An 18351-nucleotide genomic window follows, 5' to 3' on the forward strand; every position below is an offset into this window, starting at 1 on the left:
TAGATTTAGATAAAGGCAGCAAGTTGACTTGCTGCCTTTAGTTTATAAATTTGAGCTTAATTTAGCTAAAGCAGTATTATAAATTTAACTTATATTGTTATAATAATAATTGATATAATCTTAGAAGGAGTGGAGTTAGATAATGCTCAAGGTAGGTCTATTAAGTTTAGGATGTTCAAAAAATCAAGTCGATTCCGAAATTATGTTAGGTTTAATTGACGAAGCAGGTTATCAAGTCGTAGATAATTATAATAATTCAGATGTACTGATTGTCAATACTTGTGGATTTATTGATGATGCTAAAGAGGAGTCAATTAATTCGATTTTAGAGCTGGCCCAGTATAAACAAGATGGTGCTTGTGAATTATTAATAGTAACTGGGTGTTTAGCTCAGAGATATAGCCAAGATTTGGAGGAGCAAATTCCAGAGGTTGATGCTATTTTGGGAACAGGAAATTTTGATCAGATTGTAGAGGTAATTGAGGAAAGTTTAGAAGGAACAAGAAAAGTAGAAGTTGAGAACCCGGATTTTGATTATGATCGCTACTTGCCTAAAAATAATTTAAGCCCTAACTATACTGCGTACCTGAAGATAGCAGAAGGTTGTAATAATTGTTGTTCTTATTGTGTGATTCCTCAATTGAGAGGGTCTTTAAGGAGTAGATCAATCGAAAAGATTGTCGATGAAGCACAAAGGTTGGTCCAGCAAGGGGTTAAAGAGATCAATATTATTGCTCAGGATATTACTCAGTATGGAATTGATCTATATGGTGAATTTAGGTTGATTGAGTTATTGAAGGAATTGGTCAAAATTGAAGATATCGAATGGTTCAGATTATTATATGCATATCCTAGCCATTTAACTGATGAATTGATTGAATTAATAGCAACTGAGGATAAGCTCTGTAATTATCTTGATTTGCCAGTTCAACATGCTGATGCTGCAATTAGAGAAAAGATGAACCGAACTGGTAGCAAAGATGATATTTTAGCTGTGATTAAGAAGTTACGGGCCAAAATACCAGATATCTCATTACGAACTTCTTTAATCGTAGGTTTCCCTGGTGAGACAGAAGCAGAGTTTAAAAATTTAATCGACTTTGTTACAGAAGCAGAATTTGATCGGTTAGGAGTCTTTACTTATTCGCAAGAAGAAGGAACTCCAGCTGCTGAAATGACTGACCAAATTCCAGAAGAAATAAAAGAAGAGAGATATGAAGAGATTATGAAACTGCAACAAGAGATTTCTTATCAAAGCAATCAAGATTGGGTTGGTAAGCAGGTGACTGTCTTAGTAGAAGAGGTTCAAGCTGAAGAATCACCATTAGTAGTCGGTAGAACTGAGCGAGATGCACCAGAGATTGATGGAGTTGTATATGTTAAGGATTCAACTGCAGAAGTTGGTGGGTTGATTGAAGTTGAAATTGTTGACGCCTATGAATATGATTTAATGGGAGTGGAGGTTTAATGAAGTTAAATTTGCCCAATAAATTGACATTAATTAGAATTCTATTGGTTCCGATCTTTATGGCTTTTTTATTATTTCGTTTTGAAGGCTATCAAACATATGGGAGATACATTGCTGTAGGGGTCTTTATAACAGCTGCTATTACCGATGGAGTAGATGGTTATATTGCCCGTAAGAGAGGATTGGTTACTAAGTTAGGAAAGTTTATTGATCCTTTGGCCGATAAGTTATTGATTTCGGCTGCTTTAATCGCTTTAGTGGACTTAGGAGATATTACAGCTTGGCCCGCTATTATTATTATTGGACGTGAATTTGCTGTGACTGGATTACGAGTATTAGCAGCTTCAGAAGGAATTGTAATTGCTGCTAGTAATTTAGGGAAGTATAAAACTAATGCTCAGATCTTTGCAGTGATAGCAATTATGATTAAATTACCTTATGCTAACTTGCTATTATGGATTGCTGTATTGTTAACTATTATTTCTGGGTTGGATTATTTAATAGAGTTTAGAAAATTAATTAAGGATGATAATAATGGATAAATTAATCAGGTTATTAGCAACAGGATTTAATAGTGGCTTTAGTCCAGTAGCTCCAGGAACAGTTGGAACTGTAGTAGGACTGGCTTTGACTTGGCTGTGGTTAGTACTTGGTTTTGAAATCAATTTTCCTTTAGTCTTTATTTTAATTATAGCAGGAACTTATCTTGCAGATAAAGCTGAAAAATTCTTTGGGGAGAAGGATGCCCAACAGATTGTGATTGATGAAATTGTTGGCTTTGTAATTGCAATTTATGGCTTAGGGAGCAATATGTTGATCCCTGCATTTGTTTTATTTAGATTATTTGATATTTTAAAACCACCTCCAATTGATAAGTTTCAAGAATTGGAAGGTGGAGTTGGAGTTATGGTTGACGATATTTTAGCTGGAATTATGGCTAATTTATTATTAAGGTTAATTTTATTCTTTGTTTAAGAGTACAGCTTTTGGTTGTACTCTTTTTCAGTGAATTTAAAAAAAGAGGATGATCTAGATGGATTATAAAGAGAGTAAGTACTATAATAGCAAGCAACTCAGCTGGCTTAAATTTAACAATAGAGTGTTAGAAGAGGCCCAAGATGAATCTAACCCATTGTTAGAACGGGCCAAATTTTTGTCAATAACTGCCTCTAATTTAGATGAATTTGTAATGGTTCGGGTAGCAAGGTTGAAAAAGAGGGTTGACTCAGGGGTTGATAAGCAGGATAAAGCAGGTTATAAGCCACAACAGCTATTACTTGAGCTGTTAAATGGAATCCATAGTTTAGTTGCTAAACAGTACAGTTGTTTTGCTGAGCTTTTGAATAATCTAGAGCAGGAAGACATTCTTTTTACTAAAATTGAAGATTTAACAATGAAACAGAAGTTGTTTTTAGATGATTATTTTGCAGAAACTATCTCTCCCATCTTGAATCCACTAATAATTGAGCAAGGTTCTTCCCTTTCATTCTTATCGAATAAAACTTTGTACTTAAGTGTACGATTAAAAAGTAAAAATTCTAAAGAGTCATCCTCTAAGCAAAAAGAGAACTTTTCTATAGTTAAGTTACCAACTACTTTATCTAGAGTTATTGAGCTTCCTACTGCCCAAGAGGATAAAAGAGTCTTTCTTTTATTAGAAAGAGTGATAGAAGAGTATATAGATTTATTATATTCTGATTATCAAGTTGAAGCTGTAAATGCTTTTAGAATTACTAGAAATGCTGATATTGATATTGATCAGGAAGCTCAAGATTTATTATTAGAGATGAAAGATTACTTAAGAAGGAGAGAAAGAGGTTTCCCAGTACGGCTTGAAGTTGAAGAAGAGATGGATGGTCAATTGAAAGAGTTTTTATTAGGATCTTTAAAGCTGAGTGAAAGTGATACATATGAGGTTGCCGGGCCAATTGATCTGACATTTTTGCTGGAGTTTAGTCAATTAGAAGGATATGATCATTTAAGATTTGAACCATTAGTGCCTCAGTCTGCTCAGGATTTTGATGGTTATGATGATATTTTCACCCAGATTAATGAACGAGATCGATTGGTCCATCATCCGTATGAATCTTTTGAGCCAGTGATTGAGTTGGTTCGCCAAGCTGCAGTTGATCCTAAAGTAATCGCCATTAAGCAGACAATTTATAGGGTTAGTGAAGACTCCCCAATTATTGATGCACTGCTCAAGGCAGTAGAGAATGGTAAGCAGGTTACTGTATTTGTAGAGTTGAAAGCAAGGTTTGATGAAGAGAACAATATTTCACTGGTCAAAAAGCTGGAGAATGCAGGTTGCCATGTTCTCTATGGTTTAGCTGGATTAAAAGTACATGCCAAAGCATTATTAGTTGTTAGAGAGGAAGATGAAAGGATTAAGCGGTATGTGCATCTGGGTACAGGAAATTATAATGATCAGACTGCTAAGGTATATACAGATTTTAGTATGTTTACTGCTAAAGATGATTTTGGTAGAGATGTTGCAAAGCTATTTAATTTCTTAAATGGTTCTTTAGAATCACCTGATTGGAGAAAGATAACAGTAGCTCCATTCAATTTACGATATAATTTTACTAAATTGATTAGAAATGAGATCGAGCAAGTCAAATTGGGCAAAGAAGGGCGAATAATTGCTAAGATGAATGCTTTGGTTGACCAAAAGATTATTACAGAATTGTATTCTGCTTCAACAGCAGGGGTTAAAGTTGATTTAATTATTAGGGGAATTTGCTGTTTATCTCCTGGACTGAAAGGGTTGAGTGAAAATATAAGGGTAATTAGTATTGTAGGTAGATTTTTAGAGCATAGTAGGGTCTTTTATTTTGAGAATGGAGGAGAAGCGAAACTCTTTCTAGCCAGTGCTGATTGGAGACCACGTAATTTAAATCGAAGAATAGAAGTTTTATTTCCAGTTGAGGAAGAAAAGTTAAAGAAAAGAATTATTAATATCTTAGAAATACTTTTGAGTGATACAGTTAAAGCTCGTAAGCAGCAGCCAGATGGAAGTTATCAACGACCCTCTTCCCTTCCATAAATTACATCTTTCTTCTGTTAGAAGGAAACCGATATCTATGTTATAATAGCTTGTGTCAGAAGAAACTGATAATAGTTATTATTTGAAGGAAGGGGGAAAGAAGATGAAACAGATTAATTTTAAATTATTGGTTGGTGTCTTAATTGTTTCATTGGCTGTTTTTTTTCTGGGAAATCATTTGGTAAATAATTATCGTTTAAATCGTAATTTGACTGATCAATTGATGGAAATTGATGGTATAGAAAATGTTGAAATCAATCAAAGCAATTCTCAATATAGATTGGAGATATTGTTAAATCAAGAAGTAGAAGACTTACAGTTGACCTTTAATCAACTCAAGGACGAAGTTGATGATACTTTTGAAGAACGAGAGTATGAAATAGAATTAAAAGCAGATTCAACGGAGGTGCTTGAGCAAACAAGTAAGGTAGTTGATTTGGCTTTATATGAAGCGATCACAACTGGTGAGTTTGTTAAATTAGCTGAGCGAATTGAGAATTACAGAGAAGAATATGGGTTAGAAGAAGCAATAATTCAGGTTGACAGTGAGCATATTTATTTAACTTTAATTGAAGATGAAGCAGTACTTTATAAAGTTGTAGAACGAGAGGCAAAAAATGATTAGGAGGTGACAGAGATGGTTAAAGAATTCAGTTTAGGAATTGGACTAGCAATTGTTATCTTTTTAGCTGTACAAGGGATTAATTTATTTCCATTCGTCTTTTTAGGTGGAATAGGATATTACTTCTTTAAAACTATTGGTAAAGAAGAGTTGGGAAATAAATTTTTAATCACAGGTGGTAATGATGATCAGTCAAATGTTCCTCAAGTAGATTTTGCAGACATTGGGGGACAAGAGACAGCTAAAAATGAACTATTAGAAGCATTAGAATTTGTTAAGAGTAAAGAAGAGATCAAGAAGTTAGGAATTAGACCGTTAAAGGGTTTGTTGTTGAGTGGACCACCGGGAACTGGAAAGACATTGATGGCTAAAGCAGCAGCTAACTATATCGAGTCTGTCTTTATTTCTACATCGGGAAGTGAATTTATTGAGATGTATGCTGGTGTAGGGGCCAAGCGGGTGAGAAAGATATTTAAGGAAGCCCGAGATAAGGCAAAGAAAGCAGAGAAGAATAATGCAATTATCTTTATTGATGAGATCGATATTTTAGGTGGTAAACGGGGCCAAAATGGTAGCCATATGGAATATGATCAAACTTTAAACCAATTACTGGTTGAACTTGATGGGATCTCTGTAGATGATCAAGTCAATATTTTGGTTATTGGGGCTACTAATAGAATTGATATTTTAGATAATGCACTATTACGACCGGGTCGATTTGATCGAATTGTAAAGGTTGATCTACCTGATAAAGAGGGAAGAGAGCATATTTTAGAGATTCATACTAAAAATAAACCTTTAGTAGCTGATGTTAGTTTAGAGCAACTTGCTAAAGAGACATTCCGTTTCTCAGGAGCTCAACTGGAGAATCTGACTAATGAAGCTGCAATTATGGCAATGAGAGAAGAAGCAGAAGAGATTGAGATGAAACACTTTAAGGAAGCGATCGATAAAGTAATGATGGGAGAAAAATTGAATCGTCGTCCTAATGAAGAAGAGTTGAAACGGGTTGCTTACCATGAGACTGGACATGCTTTATTAGGAGAAGTAGTTAATCCTAATTCTGTCTCTAATATTACGATTACGTCACGAGGAAAGGCATTAGGGTATGTAAGGCATAACCCTGAGGATGATTTTTATCTACAGACAGTTGATTATTTAAAGGATCAGATTGCAGTCTTAATTGCTGGTTCTTTAGTGGAAGAAGAGATTTTAGGGAATCGAAGTACAGGTGCAGCTAATGACTTCAAAAAAGCGATGGAGTTGGCTAAGAAGATTGTATTTTCAGGAATGTCTAAATTAGGTGTAGTAAGTAAGGATACTGTTCCGCAAAAGTTATTGTATGATACTATGAGTGAAATTATTGCTGAACAAGAAGAACGAGTTACAGCAGAAATCTTGCCTAATCAAGAGTTTATTGCTGAGGTTGTTGAAGATTTATTGGTGCAAGAAAGTATTAGTGGAGAAGAGTTTAGAGCAAGATTGAAAACTGAACAAGAAGTAGTAGCATAAGCAGGCTAACTTGCAAAAGTTGGTCTGCTTTTTCACATACAATATTGTGGCACTTTCGTGCCACAGGAATTAGGAATTTGGAATAAGTAATCAGTAAAAAAATCATGTAGGGGCAGGTCCCTGTGGATATGGTCTTTATGTTTTTCACGAACAGTCCTGGTTTCTAGGACTGGTAGGGTGATTTTCATGAAAGGGTTGATAAACCCTGTAGGGGTTTCACGAAGAGTCTTGATTTTTAGACTCGTAGGTCTGCCCATGTTAAACCAGGGCGACCACGGGGAGTCGCCCCTACAAAAACATATTATTTCACGAACGAAAAGTGCCACTTAATATCAATAAAATTGGATTTTAGAACAATAATTGATTATAATAAGGGTGAAAAGATAGATAGTTGACAATACCTTTATCGAATAATCATTAAATAATTATAAGTAGGTGATAGTTATGTCAAGTAAGGTTTTGGTCGTTGATGATGAGGAGAATATAGTTGAATTAATCAAATTTAACTTAGAACAAGAAGGCTATCAAGTATTAACTGCTTATGATGGAGTTGAAGCATTAGAGAAGGTTAAAGAGAAAGAATTTGATTTAGTAGTTTTGGACCTGATGTTACCGCAAATTGATGGGTTTGAAGTTTGTCGTCAAATCAGAACGGATGATAAATTAAAGAGGCTACCAGTTATTATGTTATCAGCTAAGGGAGAAGAGGTTGATAAGGTATTAGGATTAGAACTGGGGGCTGATGACTATGTAACTAAGCCATTCAGTCCTCGGGAATTGATTGCTAGAGTGAAGGCAGTTTTACGACGAAGTAGTAATATTTTAGATTTAGATCAAAAATTAATAGAACAAGGTGAGATTAAGTTTGATTTAGAGAAGTATCAAGTTAAGATTAAGGGCCAAGAGCTCAATTTAACCCCTAAAGAATTTGCAGTATTATCAATTTTAATTGAGCATCCTGGACAAGTCTTCTCTCGTAGCTATTTATTAGCAGAGATCTGGGGTTATGATTATCATGGTGATACAAGGACAATTGATGTTCATATTAGAAGGTTGAGAAAGAAGATTGCTCAGTATAGTGAAGAAGAATATATCTTAACAGTTAGAGGTGTTGGATATAAATTTAAAGAATTAAAATAAGGAGCTAGCGATATGTTACGAAAACTTTCTAGTATTAAAAGTAAGATTGTAATTTTATATTTAATTTTATTAGTAGTCACCATGGTATTTGCAGGTTATTATTTACAACATTCTTTACAAAATTACTTTTCTCAGTGGATGGAACAAGAAGTGATCAAGAAGATGAATTTAGTTACTGATGTTATCAATCCGTTACTTGAAGAAGGAGATTTAACCTCTTTAAATGAGGCTGTCAATAATTTTGGGGATAAATTAGAGACTCGATTTACGATTATTGATTCAGAAGGAGTTCCTTTGGCAGATTCTAGAGAGGAACCTCAAAAGATGGAAAATCATTTACAGCGACCTGAAGTGCAGATGGTATTAGAGGAAGAGATTGGTAGAACAGAACGTTATAGTTCAACATTGGATGCTGAAATGAGATATATAGCATTACCAATTATAAGAGATGGAGAAATGATAGGAATAGTACGAGGAGCTATGGAGCTTAATGATTTAAAAGAACTCTTTCGAGGGATTTGGAATGTTTTATTACAGGCTGGAGTAGTAGTAATTATAATCTCAACTCTGTTGTCGTTAAAAATGACTGAAAAAATTACTAATCCAATTGAAAGAATAACTTCAGCTGCTCAAAAGATAGCTAATGGATTTTTAGATCAAAAATTGGTGATTAGAACTAAAGATGAAATAGGGCAATTGGCAGAAATGTTTAATCATATGGTCAATCGGGTTAAAGATAAGATTGATGAATTATCAGCAGAGAAGAATAAGATTGAAGCAATAGTAACCAGTATTGCTGATGGGGTAATTGCAGTTAATAATCAAGAAGAAGTTATTTTATTTAATCCTGCTGCTGAAGATATCTTTGGAATTAAAGAGCAAGAGGTGAGTGGAAAGTCGATTATTCAAATCACTAAAAATTATAAATTAGATGAATTAATAGAAAAAACGTTACAACAAGCAAGAGTTATAACAGAAGAAGTAGAAATTTTATTACCAGAAAAGAGAATTTTTAGGGTTCAAGTGGCTCCTATTAAGGATAATCAAGAAACTAAAGGTGTTGTTGCTGTCTTACGAGATATTACTGAAATAAGGCGACTGGAAAGAATGAGAAGAGATTTTGTCAGTAATGTTTCTCATGAATTAAAGACACCTTTAACTTCAATTAAAGGTTATGTAGAAACTTTAGTAGATAGTAAGCTTGATTATGAAACAGCTCAGCATTTTTTAGGAATTATCAATGATGAAACGAGTCGTTTAGAGAGGTTGATTACCGATTTATTGGATTTATCTAAAATAGAGTCAGTATCTAACTTGGGGATTAGTCAAGAAGTAGATCTGGTAGAAGTGATTAGAGATGCTAGTTCATTATTAAAGAATAAGGCTGAAGAGAAAGAGATAGATTTAAAGCTCTCTCTACCTTTTGAAGCTCCTATAATTAAAGGTAAACAAGATCAAGTATCGAGATTAATAATTAATTTGCTTGATAATGCTATTAAGTATACTCCACAAGGGGGTAAAGTTAAAACAGTTCTTTATTTGGAAAAGGATGAAATTATAATAGAAGTTGAAGACAATGGAATTGGAATACCTGAGCAGGATTTAGAGCGGATTTTTGAGCGGTTTTATCGGGTCGATAAGGCGCGAACAAGAAAACAAGGTGGTACAGGATTGGGTTTATCGATTGTAAAGCATATTGTGAGACAGTATAATGGGGAGATTGATGTTGAAAGTAAGTTAGAGCAGGGGACGAAGTTTATCGTTAGTTTACCGTTGTAATTGACTTGAATTTAAATTAAATATTGATGTTTTGCGTAAGAGCACTTTATTTAAGGATGCTCTTTAGCTTTTCGAGAGCTATTTTTAACAATAAATTAACAACTTGTTAATTTATTGTTAAAATAGTTCTGTTATTAGACTTTTTAACCTCCTGTAATATAGATGTTACATCGTTAATATTCCCAGTTTGGGAAATCCAAACTGGGAATATTTTTGTGGGGGGTATAGTTTTTAGGTTTGTTAATTTAAATTTAACATAGGTTTAAAAATCTTGTAATAAAAATGTGCTATACTAATTAATATAGTATAATAATTAATAATTTGTGGAGGTGAGAAATGAAGAAGGTAGATTTACATATTCATAGTAGTTATAGTGATGATGCAGATTTTAAGCCTCAAGAGTTGATTAAAAAAGCTAAAGAAAAGGGTCTTGCTGCTATAGCAATTGCTGATCATAATGTTGTTGGAGGATCTAAAGAAGCATTAAGGTTGACTGCTGATGATAAATTGGAGGTGATTCCTGCAATTGAATTTGATACTAATTATAAAGATACAGTGCTTCATATATTGGGTTATTATCTTAATTTAGATTTTCCAAAGATTAGTGAGTTAGTAGCAGGAATTGATGAGGCAAAAGAGAAGAGGTTTTATGGAAGGGTTAAAAAATTACAGCAATTAGGCTTTGCTATCACTGCTGAAGAAGTTTTAGAATATGCAGGTGAGAATGGTGGACCTTATGGTGAGTATATTGTTGAAATTTTATTTACTAAAGCAAAAGATGATAAGAGGTTAGAGTCATACCTTAATGGTGAAAAGAGTAACCAACCTAAATTTAACTTTATGATAGATTATTTTACTGTTGGTGGTGATGCCTATGTTCCTTGTTGGAAGCCTAGTACTAGAGATACAATTAAATTGATTAATGAGCTAGGTGGTGTAGCAGTTTTGGCCCATCCTGGTTCAAATCTGACCTTTAATGATGGAGAGATTATTGATGATTTAGTTGAAATGGGTTTAGAGGGAATGGAGGTTTACAGTACATATCATAGTCAAAAAGAGATAGATGGCTTTCTTGAATTGGCTAAGGAGAAGAAGCTATTGGTGACAGCAGGTAGTGACTTTCACGGCCAATTTAAGCCTCAGATAGAGTTAGGAGAGATAGATGCTAACCATTATAGTATTGTGGAAGAGTTAAAGAAATTAAGTTCTAAAAAGTAAAGTTAGAACAGATGAGTTAATTTTTACAATTATCCATATATATAGAAGTTGTTAAAGGTTTTGAATTTTAATACTTTTGATTTTACTGACACTGACACAGACTACTGACACTATAAAAACTGAATTCTTTTTCAGTTTTTATATAGCTTGAGATATTAACAGATAGGTGGCTTGATTAAGCTGCCTATCTGTTTTCTTGTTTAGAAAATTAATATTAACAAGATATTAACATTAATTTAATCTTCTTGTAAAGAAGAGATGCTACACTAACTAATGTAAAGATAAGATATAAAAATTCAAGGAGGAATTAAGTTATTTATGAAAAAGGGAATTGCATTATCATTAGTATTGATTTTGACAGTAGGAATTTTAGTTAGTTTTGCTGGAGAGACAGAAGCATTTTTTGGGTGGTTTAGTAGTAGTGAAGAAGAGGAAGTAGAAAAAATAGTATTTGCTGATACGATGATTGAAGGAATGGCTGACTTTAATCGTCGCTTTGGACCATTTAAAGAAAAGTTGGAAGAAGTTTTAGGAGTTGAAGTTGAAGTGCAGACAGTTTCTGATCGAACGGCAGCAGCTACAGCTTTAGAGTTTAATCAGGTGGATATAGTTTTAACTGGCCCTTCTGAGTATATTGCTATCACTTCTGAAGTAGAAGTAGAGCCGATAGTAACTTTAACTCGCCCAGGTTATAAGGGTCGCGGTTATAAATCTGTTTTTATTGTTCCGGCAGACAGTGAATTAGAAACACTAGAAGACTTAAAAGGGAAAAAATTAGCAATGAAAGATGTAGGGTCTACTAGTGGGCATATTGGGCCTAGCTCAATTTTGATTGAACATGGTTTTGATCTTGATCAAGATTTAGATATTAAAATGTTAGATGATGCCCGTATAGAAGCAATGAGAACTGGTGATGTAGATGCAGTAGCTACCGGAATGAGAGATTATACTATGTTAGAAGAAGAAGCTGGAGAAGATGCTTATCGTTTGATTCATAAAGGAGCGCCATTACCTAATGATTTATTTATTGCCAATAGAGAACTATCTGATGAGTTTGTGGAAGAGATTAGAGAGAAGATGTTAGAACACCAAGATGAATTAGTAGCAGCTATGTTAGAAACAGGGGAAAATCCTAAATATAGTAATTCGGAATTGATTATTCCTGATGAAGAGAGTTATGAACAAATGCGAAGAGCTTACGAACGGTTAGGACTGTTAAATTAAATAAAATAAGGTATAGAGATAGTAGAAATTATTTACTATCTCTACTTTAATCTATTATAGGAAGGTGAAAAAATGAGTTTAATTAAAGTGCAAAATTTAACAAAACAATATCCGGATGGTGAAACAGCTTTAAAAGATGTTAGTTTAGAAGTAAAATCAGGGGAAGGTATTGTTTTATTAGGGGCAAATGGATCTGGCAAGTCAACTTTTTTACGCTGTTTAGTTGGCTTAGAAAAAGCTACTTCAGGTAAGATACTGATTGATAATCAAGATATTGTCTCTAGTTCTAAAAAACAATTACAGGAAATCAGAAAAAAAATAGGAGTTGTTTTTCAAAAGTTTAATTTGGTCAATAATTTAAGTGCATTTCAGAATGTTTTATTTGGTAATTTAGGTCAAAGCAATAAAGGGTTTTGGTCGTCTCTTAATTTAACTGCTTCTAGTGAAGAACGAGAAAAAGCAATGGAATGTTTAGCTAGGGTAAGTATGGCTGAATTCGCTGATAGAAGAACTGATACTTTATCTGGTGGTCAACGACAGAGGGTAGCTATTGCTCGAATGTTGATGCAAGATCCAGAGATAGTATTAGCTGATGAGCCGGTAGCTAGCTTGGATCCTCGAGCTGGGAGAGAGGTTATGAACTTGCTGTGGGAAATAATAGAAGAAAAGGGATTGACAGTTATGTGTATCTTACATCAACTTGATTTTGCTTTAGAATATGGAGAACGGTTAGTTGGTCTACAAAAGGGCAGTCTTACTTTAGATAGATCAGCAGCTAATATTAATAAAAAAGAGTTAAATTGGCTTTATGAAGCGGAAAAGGTGGTTAAAAATTATGCTTAACCAGAATGAATTAAGTGTGAATATGCCAGCACGATTAAAGAAGCCTTCTTTATGGTTTTGGTTAGGAAGCTTAGTATTTTTAATATTCTTCCTTCAGGGGATAGTAGCAGCTGGTATTACTTCGGATCGAGTGATGCAAGGAATATTTAATTTAGGAAGTTTTTTTGCTAGAGCTTTCCCACCTGATATAGAACGGTTTGGGTCAATTGTTCAGGCAATGCTAGAAACAATTAATATTGTAGTTGTAGGAACTAGTTTTGGAATATTATTCAGTTTTCCTTTAGCTCTTTTAGCATCTAATAATACTAGCCCCCATCCTATAATTCGTAACGCTACAAGAACTTTAATTGCTTTATTTCGGACAGTGCCGGATTTAGTTTGGGCTTTAATCTTTATTATCGCGGTTGGTTTAGGACCTTTTGCAGGAATATTAGCAATAATTGTTGATGTTATGGGTTTTTGTGGTCGATTTTTCTCAGAGCGGGTTGAAGAATTAAAACCTGGTCCAATTGAGGCTTTACGAGCAACAGGTGCTTCACGTGTGAGTGTGATTTTAGGTTCTGTAATTCCAGCTGCTTTTCCTTCTTTTGTAGGGAGTAGTTTATTTGCAGTAGAAAAATCTATTCGTTCAGCAGTAGTTTTAGGTTTAGTAGGTGCAGGAGGAATTGGTGTTGAGTTAAATACTTCCATGACTTTATTTAAATATGATGAAGCTTTAACGATAATTTTGATTATTTTAGCTTTTGTTATTGGGGTAGAGCAGGCCTCTTCACGAATTCGTAAAAAATTCATTTAAATAATTATTAGCTCAGGAGTTCAAATTGGCTCCTGAATAATTTTAAAGAGAAGGTGTTAATTTATGGCACATCTGATCAGTTTAGCTCAAGAAATAGATAGAATAATTGAATATCAATTAGTTACTACCTTATTTCAACCTATTATTGAGCTAACTACAGGTAAAATATTAGGTTATGAGGCTTTAAGTCGAGGGCCAGTAAATAGTCCACTTCATAAGCCTTTAGATTTATTCAAAGTAGCTAGAGAAGCTAATAAATTATTTGCTTTAGAAAAAGTCTGTCGAAGACAAGCTTTGCTTAATTTTGAACAATTTAATAATACTATTGATTATAAGTTATTTATTAATGTTGACCCTCAAGTTGTGACGGATCAAAATTTCAGATCAGGAACAACTAAGAAATTGATTGATCAACTTTCGTTAAGTCAGGAGAATATAGTAATAGAATTGACGGAACATACTCCTATTGAGGATTTTGAAGCTTTTAATTTAGCTTTAGATAACTATCAAGGTTATCAACTAGCTATTGATGATACTGGAGCTGGTCATTCTGGGTTGCAGTCACTGGTTTCTATTGCTTATAATTTTATAAAATTAGATCGTTCTTTAATTCAAGGAATAGATCATAATTTTGTTAAACAGGCCCTGCTAGAGAGTATTGTTGATTTTGCTACTAAGGTTAATTCTACTTTAATAGCTGAAGGAATTGAGCGAGAAGAGGAGCTAAATTTATTAGCTGAATTAGGAATTGATTATGGGCAGGGCTATTTTATTGCTCCTCCAGCAAAAGGGATTATTAATAATTAAAAAATAATAGTTTTAACAGAATGTTAACATTCTGTTAATCTAATTGTAAAAAAGAGGTGTTATACTTGTAAGTGCAGAGTGAGGGAAAGGCAATTAGTTTACATAAAATAATTGCCCCTAAAATCTTAAGAATAAAAAAAGGAGGCAGATTAAATGTTTAATAAGAAATGTTTAGCTTTATCATTAGCATTGATTTTGACTTTAGGAGTATTATTTAGTTTTACAGGACAAGCAGGTGCTTTCTTTGGTTGGTTTTCTAGTAGTGATGATGCAGAGCAAGGTTATGTACAGGTTAGAGGTTCTGATACTATGGTTAATATCGGTCAGGCTTTAGCAGAAGCATTTATGGAACAAAGTGAGCATGAAATTTCAGTAACTGGTGGTGGATCTGGAACAGGTGTTGCAGCTTTAATTAATAATGAAGTTGATATTGCAAATGTTTCTCGTGATATGACAGATTCAGAAGTTGAGCAAGCAGCTGCAAATGGTGTAGATGTTTATAGAGGAGTAATTGCAATGGATGGACTGGCTGTTGTTGTTAATGAGAATAATCCAGTACAAGATTTAACCTTTGATGAAATTGGTGCAATCTATAGAGGAGAAATTACTAATTGGGCAGAACTTGGTGGACCAGATATGGAGATTAGCCTTTATGGTCGACAAAGCAATTCAGGGACATTTGTTTACTTTAGAGAGAATGTTTTAGATGGTGATTATTGTGATACTAAAAACCAAATGAATGGTAATGCACAAATTGTAGAAGGAGTTAGAGCAGATAGATCTGCAATTGGTTATGTAGGAATTGGTTATGCAACTGAAGGCGGTCAAGAAAGAAGTGGATTAGGAGTTGTAAATGTAGCAGTAGATAGTAATTCTGAATATGCAAGTCCATTAGTTCCAGAAAATGTAGCAACTGGTGCTTATCCATTGGCTAGACCATTAAATAATTATTTTAACGGTCAACCTACTGGCGCTGTTTTAGAATTTATCGAATTTATTGTAAGTGAAGAGGGACAAAATGTAGCAGTTGAAGCTGGATTCTATCCAGTTAGCCCTGAATTCCAAAGTGTTAATGATGAACTTTTAAACTAATTAGTAAAATCTGAAGATTTGGCCCAGTTTATCAACTGATAAACTGGGTTTATATTATTAACTGATATTATTTTTTGTTAACATAATTTTAACATTTTATTAATCTGGTTTTAATATTGAGTTGTTATAATCGTTTATGGAATTATTAATTGTTACTTATGAAAGGGGAGGGGTTTAGTTGAAAAGCAGTAAGATCTCTAGAAAAGATGAAATAGCTAAAATTAAAGAGAAGATGATTGAATTATTCTTTTTTGCAAATGGTGTTTTAGCTATTGTTGTTCTAATAGGTATTTTTTATCTATTATTAAGTGAAGGGTTACCAACCTTTAGAGAGGTTAGTATTAAAGAATTTTTGACTTCTACTAGATGGAACCCAGTTTCATATTCTAATCCAGAATATGGGATTGTTGGTATGATAGTTAGTACTTTAATGGTTACCTTTGGTTCATTAATTCTTTCTGTACCTTTAGGGATTGCTTGTGCAGCTTATTTAGCAGAAGTAGCAAAGCCAAAGGAAAGAGAAATTTTAAAGCCAATAATTGAGATGTTAGCTAGTATTCCGTCAGTAGTAATTGGTTTTTTAGGAATTGTAATGGTTGGGCCAATGATAGCTCGAATCTTTAATTTAAGTAATGGTTTAAATGCTATTAATGGTTCTATCTTATTAGGTGTGATGGCTTTACCAACAATTATTAGTATTTCTGAAGATGCTATCTCTTCTGTGCCGGAAGAGTATAAGCAGGCTTCTTTGGCTTTAGGAACAAATAGCTGGCATACCTTAATTAAGGTTACGCTTCCAGCAGCTTTATCTGGAATTACTGCTGCTGTAATGCTTGGTATGGGTCGGGCTATTGGAGAGACGATGGCTGTTTTAATGGCTACAGGTAATGCTCCCGCATTTCCAAAGAGTTTTTTTGGTTCAATTAGAACATTAACTGCTACAATTGCAATAGAATTAGGAGAGGTACCTTATAATACAACTCACTATTACTCTTTATTTGCAGTCGGTGCTGTATTATTTGTGATGACCTTTATGATTAACTTAGTTTCAGATATAGTTCTCCACAAATATGGGGAGGGTGAAAATTAATGGAAAAAAGTGAAGTGAATCAGGATATAAATCAGCAAGTAGAGAAAGAAGTAAATGTTGGTCAGGTTAAGATGGGAAGTAATGATTTAAAACAAAAGATTGGATTTGCTATTTTAAGGTTGTCTAGTTGGATAATGTTAATTATTTTAGCTGTTATTTTATATGATATCATAACTAAAGGAATTGGAGTAATTAATTTAGAGTTTTTAACTCAATCACCACGTAGGGGAATGACTGAAGGTGGTATTTGGCCAGCAATTATGGGGACGGTTTTTGTAACGATGATTACAGCTATTGTATCGCTTCCAGTAGGTGTTTTTGCTGCAATTTATTTAAATGAATATGCTAGAAAAGGTAAGATAACTAGGTTAATTAGAATGGCGATTAGAAATTTAGCAGGAGTTCCTTCAATTGTTTATGGGCTCTTTGGTTTAGCATTATTTGTTAGTGGTTTAGGATTAGGAAGATCTATTTTGTCAGCAGGTTTAACTTTAGGGTTAATGACTTTGCCAGTTACTATTACAGCTAGTGAAGAAGCTCTTAAAGCAGTTCCTAACTCTTATCGTCAGGGATCTTTAGCTTTAGGAGTATCAAAATGGTATAGTATTCGAACTAATGTATTACCTTATGCTATTCCTGGAATTTTAACTGGAGGTATTTTAGGATTATCGAGAGCTGCTGGAGAGACTGCACCAATCTTATTTACAGGTGCAGCATTTTCCTTACCACGTTTACCAAGCTCTTTATCAAGCCAATTTATGGCATTACCATATCACTTATATATTTTATCAACGCAACATCATAGTATAGAAAAGGTAAGACCAATTGCCTATGGAACGGCTTTAGTTTTGATTACTTTAGTTTTAATTATGAATTTAGGTGCTATCTTAATTCGGGCCAAATTTAGAAATAGTGATAGATAATTGAGGAGGTAATTTTTATGGCTAATGAACAAATTAAACTTATGATTGAGGATTTAGATTTTTATTATGGAGATTTTCAGGTATTAGAGGGTGTATCACTTAAGATACTTGTTAATAAAGTAACAGCTTTAATTGGTCCGTCTGGATGTGGAAAATCAACTTTTTTAAGAACTTTAAATCGAATGAATGATTTAATTGAAGGTACAAAAGTAGATGGAAAGGTTTTATTAGATGGACAGGATATCTATGATAAAGGAGTGGATGTAGTAGGTTTAAGAAAGAAGATAGGAATGGTCTTTCAAGAGCCGAATCCTTTTCCAAAATCGATCTATGAAAATGTAGCTTATGGGCCAAGAGCACATGGTATTAAAGATAAAGATGAACTGGATCACATAGTAGAAGATAGTCTTAAGAAGGCTGCTTTATGGGATGAAATAAATGATAGATTAGATCAATCTGCTATGGGTATCTCTGGTGGACAGCAGCAGAGATTATGTATTGCTCGTGCCTTAGCAGTTAATCCAGATATTTTATTGATGGATGAGCCAACTTCTGCTTTAGACCCAATTGCTACAGCTAAGATTGAAGATCTAATTGAGAATTTAAAAGAGGATTATACAATTGTAATTGTAACCCATAGTATGCAGCAGGCTGCTCGTATTTCTGATTATACTTCTTTCTTCCTGATGGGGGAGATGATTGAATACGGGTTAACAGATAAGCTTTTTGAAAAACCTGAGTATAAGAAGACAGAAGATTATATTACAGGTAGGTTTGGTTAATATCATTGT

The 18351-nt window shown here is 33.8% G+C and carries 17 protein-coding genes; all 17 read left to right on the plus strand.

The genetic code is table 11. From position 1 onward, the window contains the following. Positions 1 to 142 precede the first annotated feature (142 nt). The 17 genes from rimO (at position 143) to pstB (ending at position 18342) form a co-directional block, all read left to right on the plus strand. The gene (gene rimO / locus MWH25_RS01950) at positions 143 to 1468 is read left to right on the plus strand and encodes a 30S ribosomal protein S12 methylthiotransferase RimO (RefSeq protein ID WP_248625249.1); all 1326 of its coding nucleotides are present in this window, start codon (positions 143 to 145) and stop codon (positions 1466 to 1468) included. Next, complete coding sequence (gene pgsA, locus MWH25_RS01955; protein WP_248625251.1) at positions 1468 to 2010, plus strand: CDP-diacylglycerol--glycerol-3-phosphate 3-phosphatidyltransferase; 543 nt, start codon at positions 1468 to 1470, stop codon at positions 2008 to 2010. Before rimO ends, pgsA begins: the two co-directional genes overlap by 1 nt. Further along, complete coding sequence (locus tag MWH25_RS01960; RefSeq protein ID WP_248625253.1) at positions 2003 to 2443, plus strand: phosphatidylglycerophosphatase A family protein; 441 nt, start codon at positions 2003 to 2005, stop codon at positions 2441 to 2443. Before pgsA ends, MWH25_RS01960 begins: the two co-directional genes overlap by 8 nt. Positions 2444 to 2501: 58 nt before the next feature. Next, complete coding sequence (gene ppk1 / locus MWH25_RS01965; protein WP_248625255.1) at positions 2502 to 4514, plus strand: polyphosphate kinase 1; 2013 nt, start codon at positions 2502 to 2504, stop codon at positions 4512 to 4514. A 103-nt stretch (positions 4515 to 4617) separates the two neighbouring features. Continuing rightward, positions 4618 to 5139 (plus strand): hypothetical protein, encoded by a 522-nt coding sequence (locus MWH25_RS01970; RefSeq protein ID WP_248625257.1) that lies wholly within the window; start codon positions 4618 to 4620, stop codon positions 5137 to 5139. Positions 5140 to 5151: 12 nt separating this feature from the next. After that, entirely contained in the window at positions 5152 to 6648 is a 1497-nt protein-coding gene (locus MWH25_RS01975; protein ID WP_248625259.1) for an AAA family ATPase, read from the plus strand. A 444-nt stretch (positions 6649 to 7092) separates the two neighbouring features. Continuing rightward, positions 7093 to 7788 carry a response regulator gene (locus MWH25_RS01980; RefSeq protein ID WP_248625261.1) on the plus strand — a complete coding sequence of 232 codons (696 nt, stop codon included), beginning with the start codon at positions 7093 to 7095 and terminating at the stop codon, positions 7786 to 7788. A 12-nt stretch (positions 7789 to 7800) separates the two neighbouring features. Beyond that, positions 7801 to 9567: a two-component system histidine kinase PnpS gene (gene pnpS, locus MWH25_RS01985; protein WP_248625263.1), complete on the plus strand. Its 1767-nt coding sequence runs from the start codon at positions 7801 to 7803 to the stop codon at positions 9565 to 9567. A 336-nt stretch (positions 9568 to 9903) separates the two neighbouring features. After that, positions 9904 to 10785, plus strand: coding sequence for a PHP domain-containing protein (locus MWH25_RS01990; protein WP_248625265.1), 882 nt, complete (start codon positions 9904 to 9906; stop codon positions 10783 to 10785). A gap of 318 nt (positions 10786 to 11103) precedes the next feature. After that, on the plus strand, positions 11104 to 12009 hold the full coding sequence (locus tag MWH25_RS01995; protein ID WP_248625267.1) for a phosphate/phosphite/phosphonate ABC transporter substrate-binding protein: 906 nt from the start codon (positions 11104 to 11106) through the stop codon (positions 12007 to 12009). A gap of 72 nt (positions 12010 to 12081) precedes the next feature. Next, the gene (gene phnC, locus MWH25_RS02000) at positions 12082 to 12852 is read left to right on the plus strand and encodes a phosphonate ABC transporter ATP-binding protein (RefSeq protein WP_248625269.1); all 771 of its coding nucleotides are present in this window, start codon (positions 12082 to 12084) and stop codon (positions 12850 to 12852) included. After that, positions 12845 to 13648 (plus strand): phosphonate ABC transporter, permease protein PhnE, encoded by an 804-nt coding sequence (gene phnE / locus MWH25_RS02005; RefSeq protein WP_248625272.1) that lies wholly within the window; start codon positions 12845 to 12847, stop codon positions 13646 to 13648. Before phnC ends, phnE begins: the two co-directional genes overlap by 8 nt. A 63-nt stretch (positions 13649 to 13711) precedes the next feature. Beyond that, positions 13712 to 14455 carry an EAL domain-containing protein gene (locus tag MWH25_RS02010; RefSeq protein WP_248625274.1) on the plus strand — a complete coding sequence of 248 codons (744 nt, stop codon included), beginning with the start codon at positions 13712 to 13714 and terminating at the stop codon, positions 14453 to 14455. Positions 14456 to 14608: 153 nt separating this feature from the next. After that, the gene (locus tag MWH25_RS02015) at positions 14609 to 15547 is read left to right on the plus strand and encodes a PstS family phosphate ABC transporter substrate-binding protein (protein WP_248625276.1); all 939 of its coding nucleotides are present in this window, start codon (positions 14609 to 14611) and stop codon (positions 15545 to 15547) included. A gap of 232 nt (positions 15548 to 15779) precedes the next feature. Beyond that, complete coding sequence (gene pstC / locus MWH25_RS02020) at positions 15780 to 16637, plus strand: phosphate ABC transporter permease subunit PstC (protein WP_345947212.1); 858 nt, start codon at positions 15780 to 15782, stop codon at positions 16635 to 16637. 71 nt (positions 16638 to 16708) lie between these two features. Then, the gene (gene pstA, locus MWH25_RS02025) at positions 16709 to 17560 is read left to right on the plus strand and encodes a phosphate ABC transporter permease PstA (protein ID WP_345947213.1); all 852 of its coding nucleotides are present in this window, start codon (positions 16709 to 16711) and stop codon (positions 17558 to 17560) included. A gap of 17 nt (positions 17561 to 17577) precedes the next feature. Then, complete coding sequence (pstB, locus tag MWH25_RS02030) at positions 17578 to 18342, plus strand: phosphate ABC transporter ATP-binding protein PstB (protein ID WP_248625282.1); 765 nt, start codon at positions 17578 to 17580, stop codon at positions 18340 to 18342. Positions 18343 to 18351 lie beyond the last annotated feature (9 nt).

The organism is Natroniella acetigena (assembly GCF_023227745.1).
Lineage (GTDB): Bacteria > Bacillota > Halanaerobiia > Halobacteroidales > Halobacteroidaceae > Natroniella > Natroniella acetigena.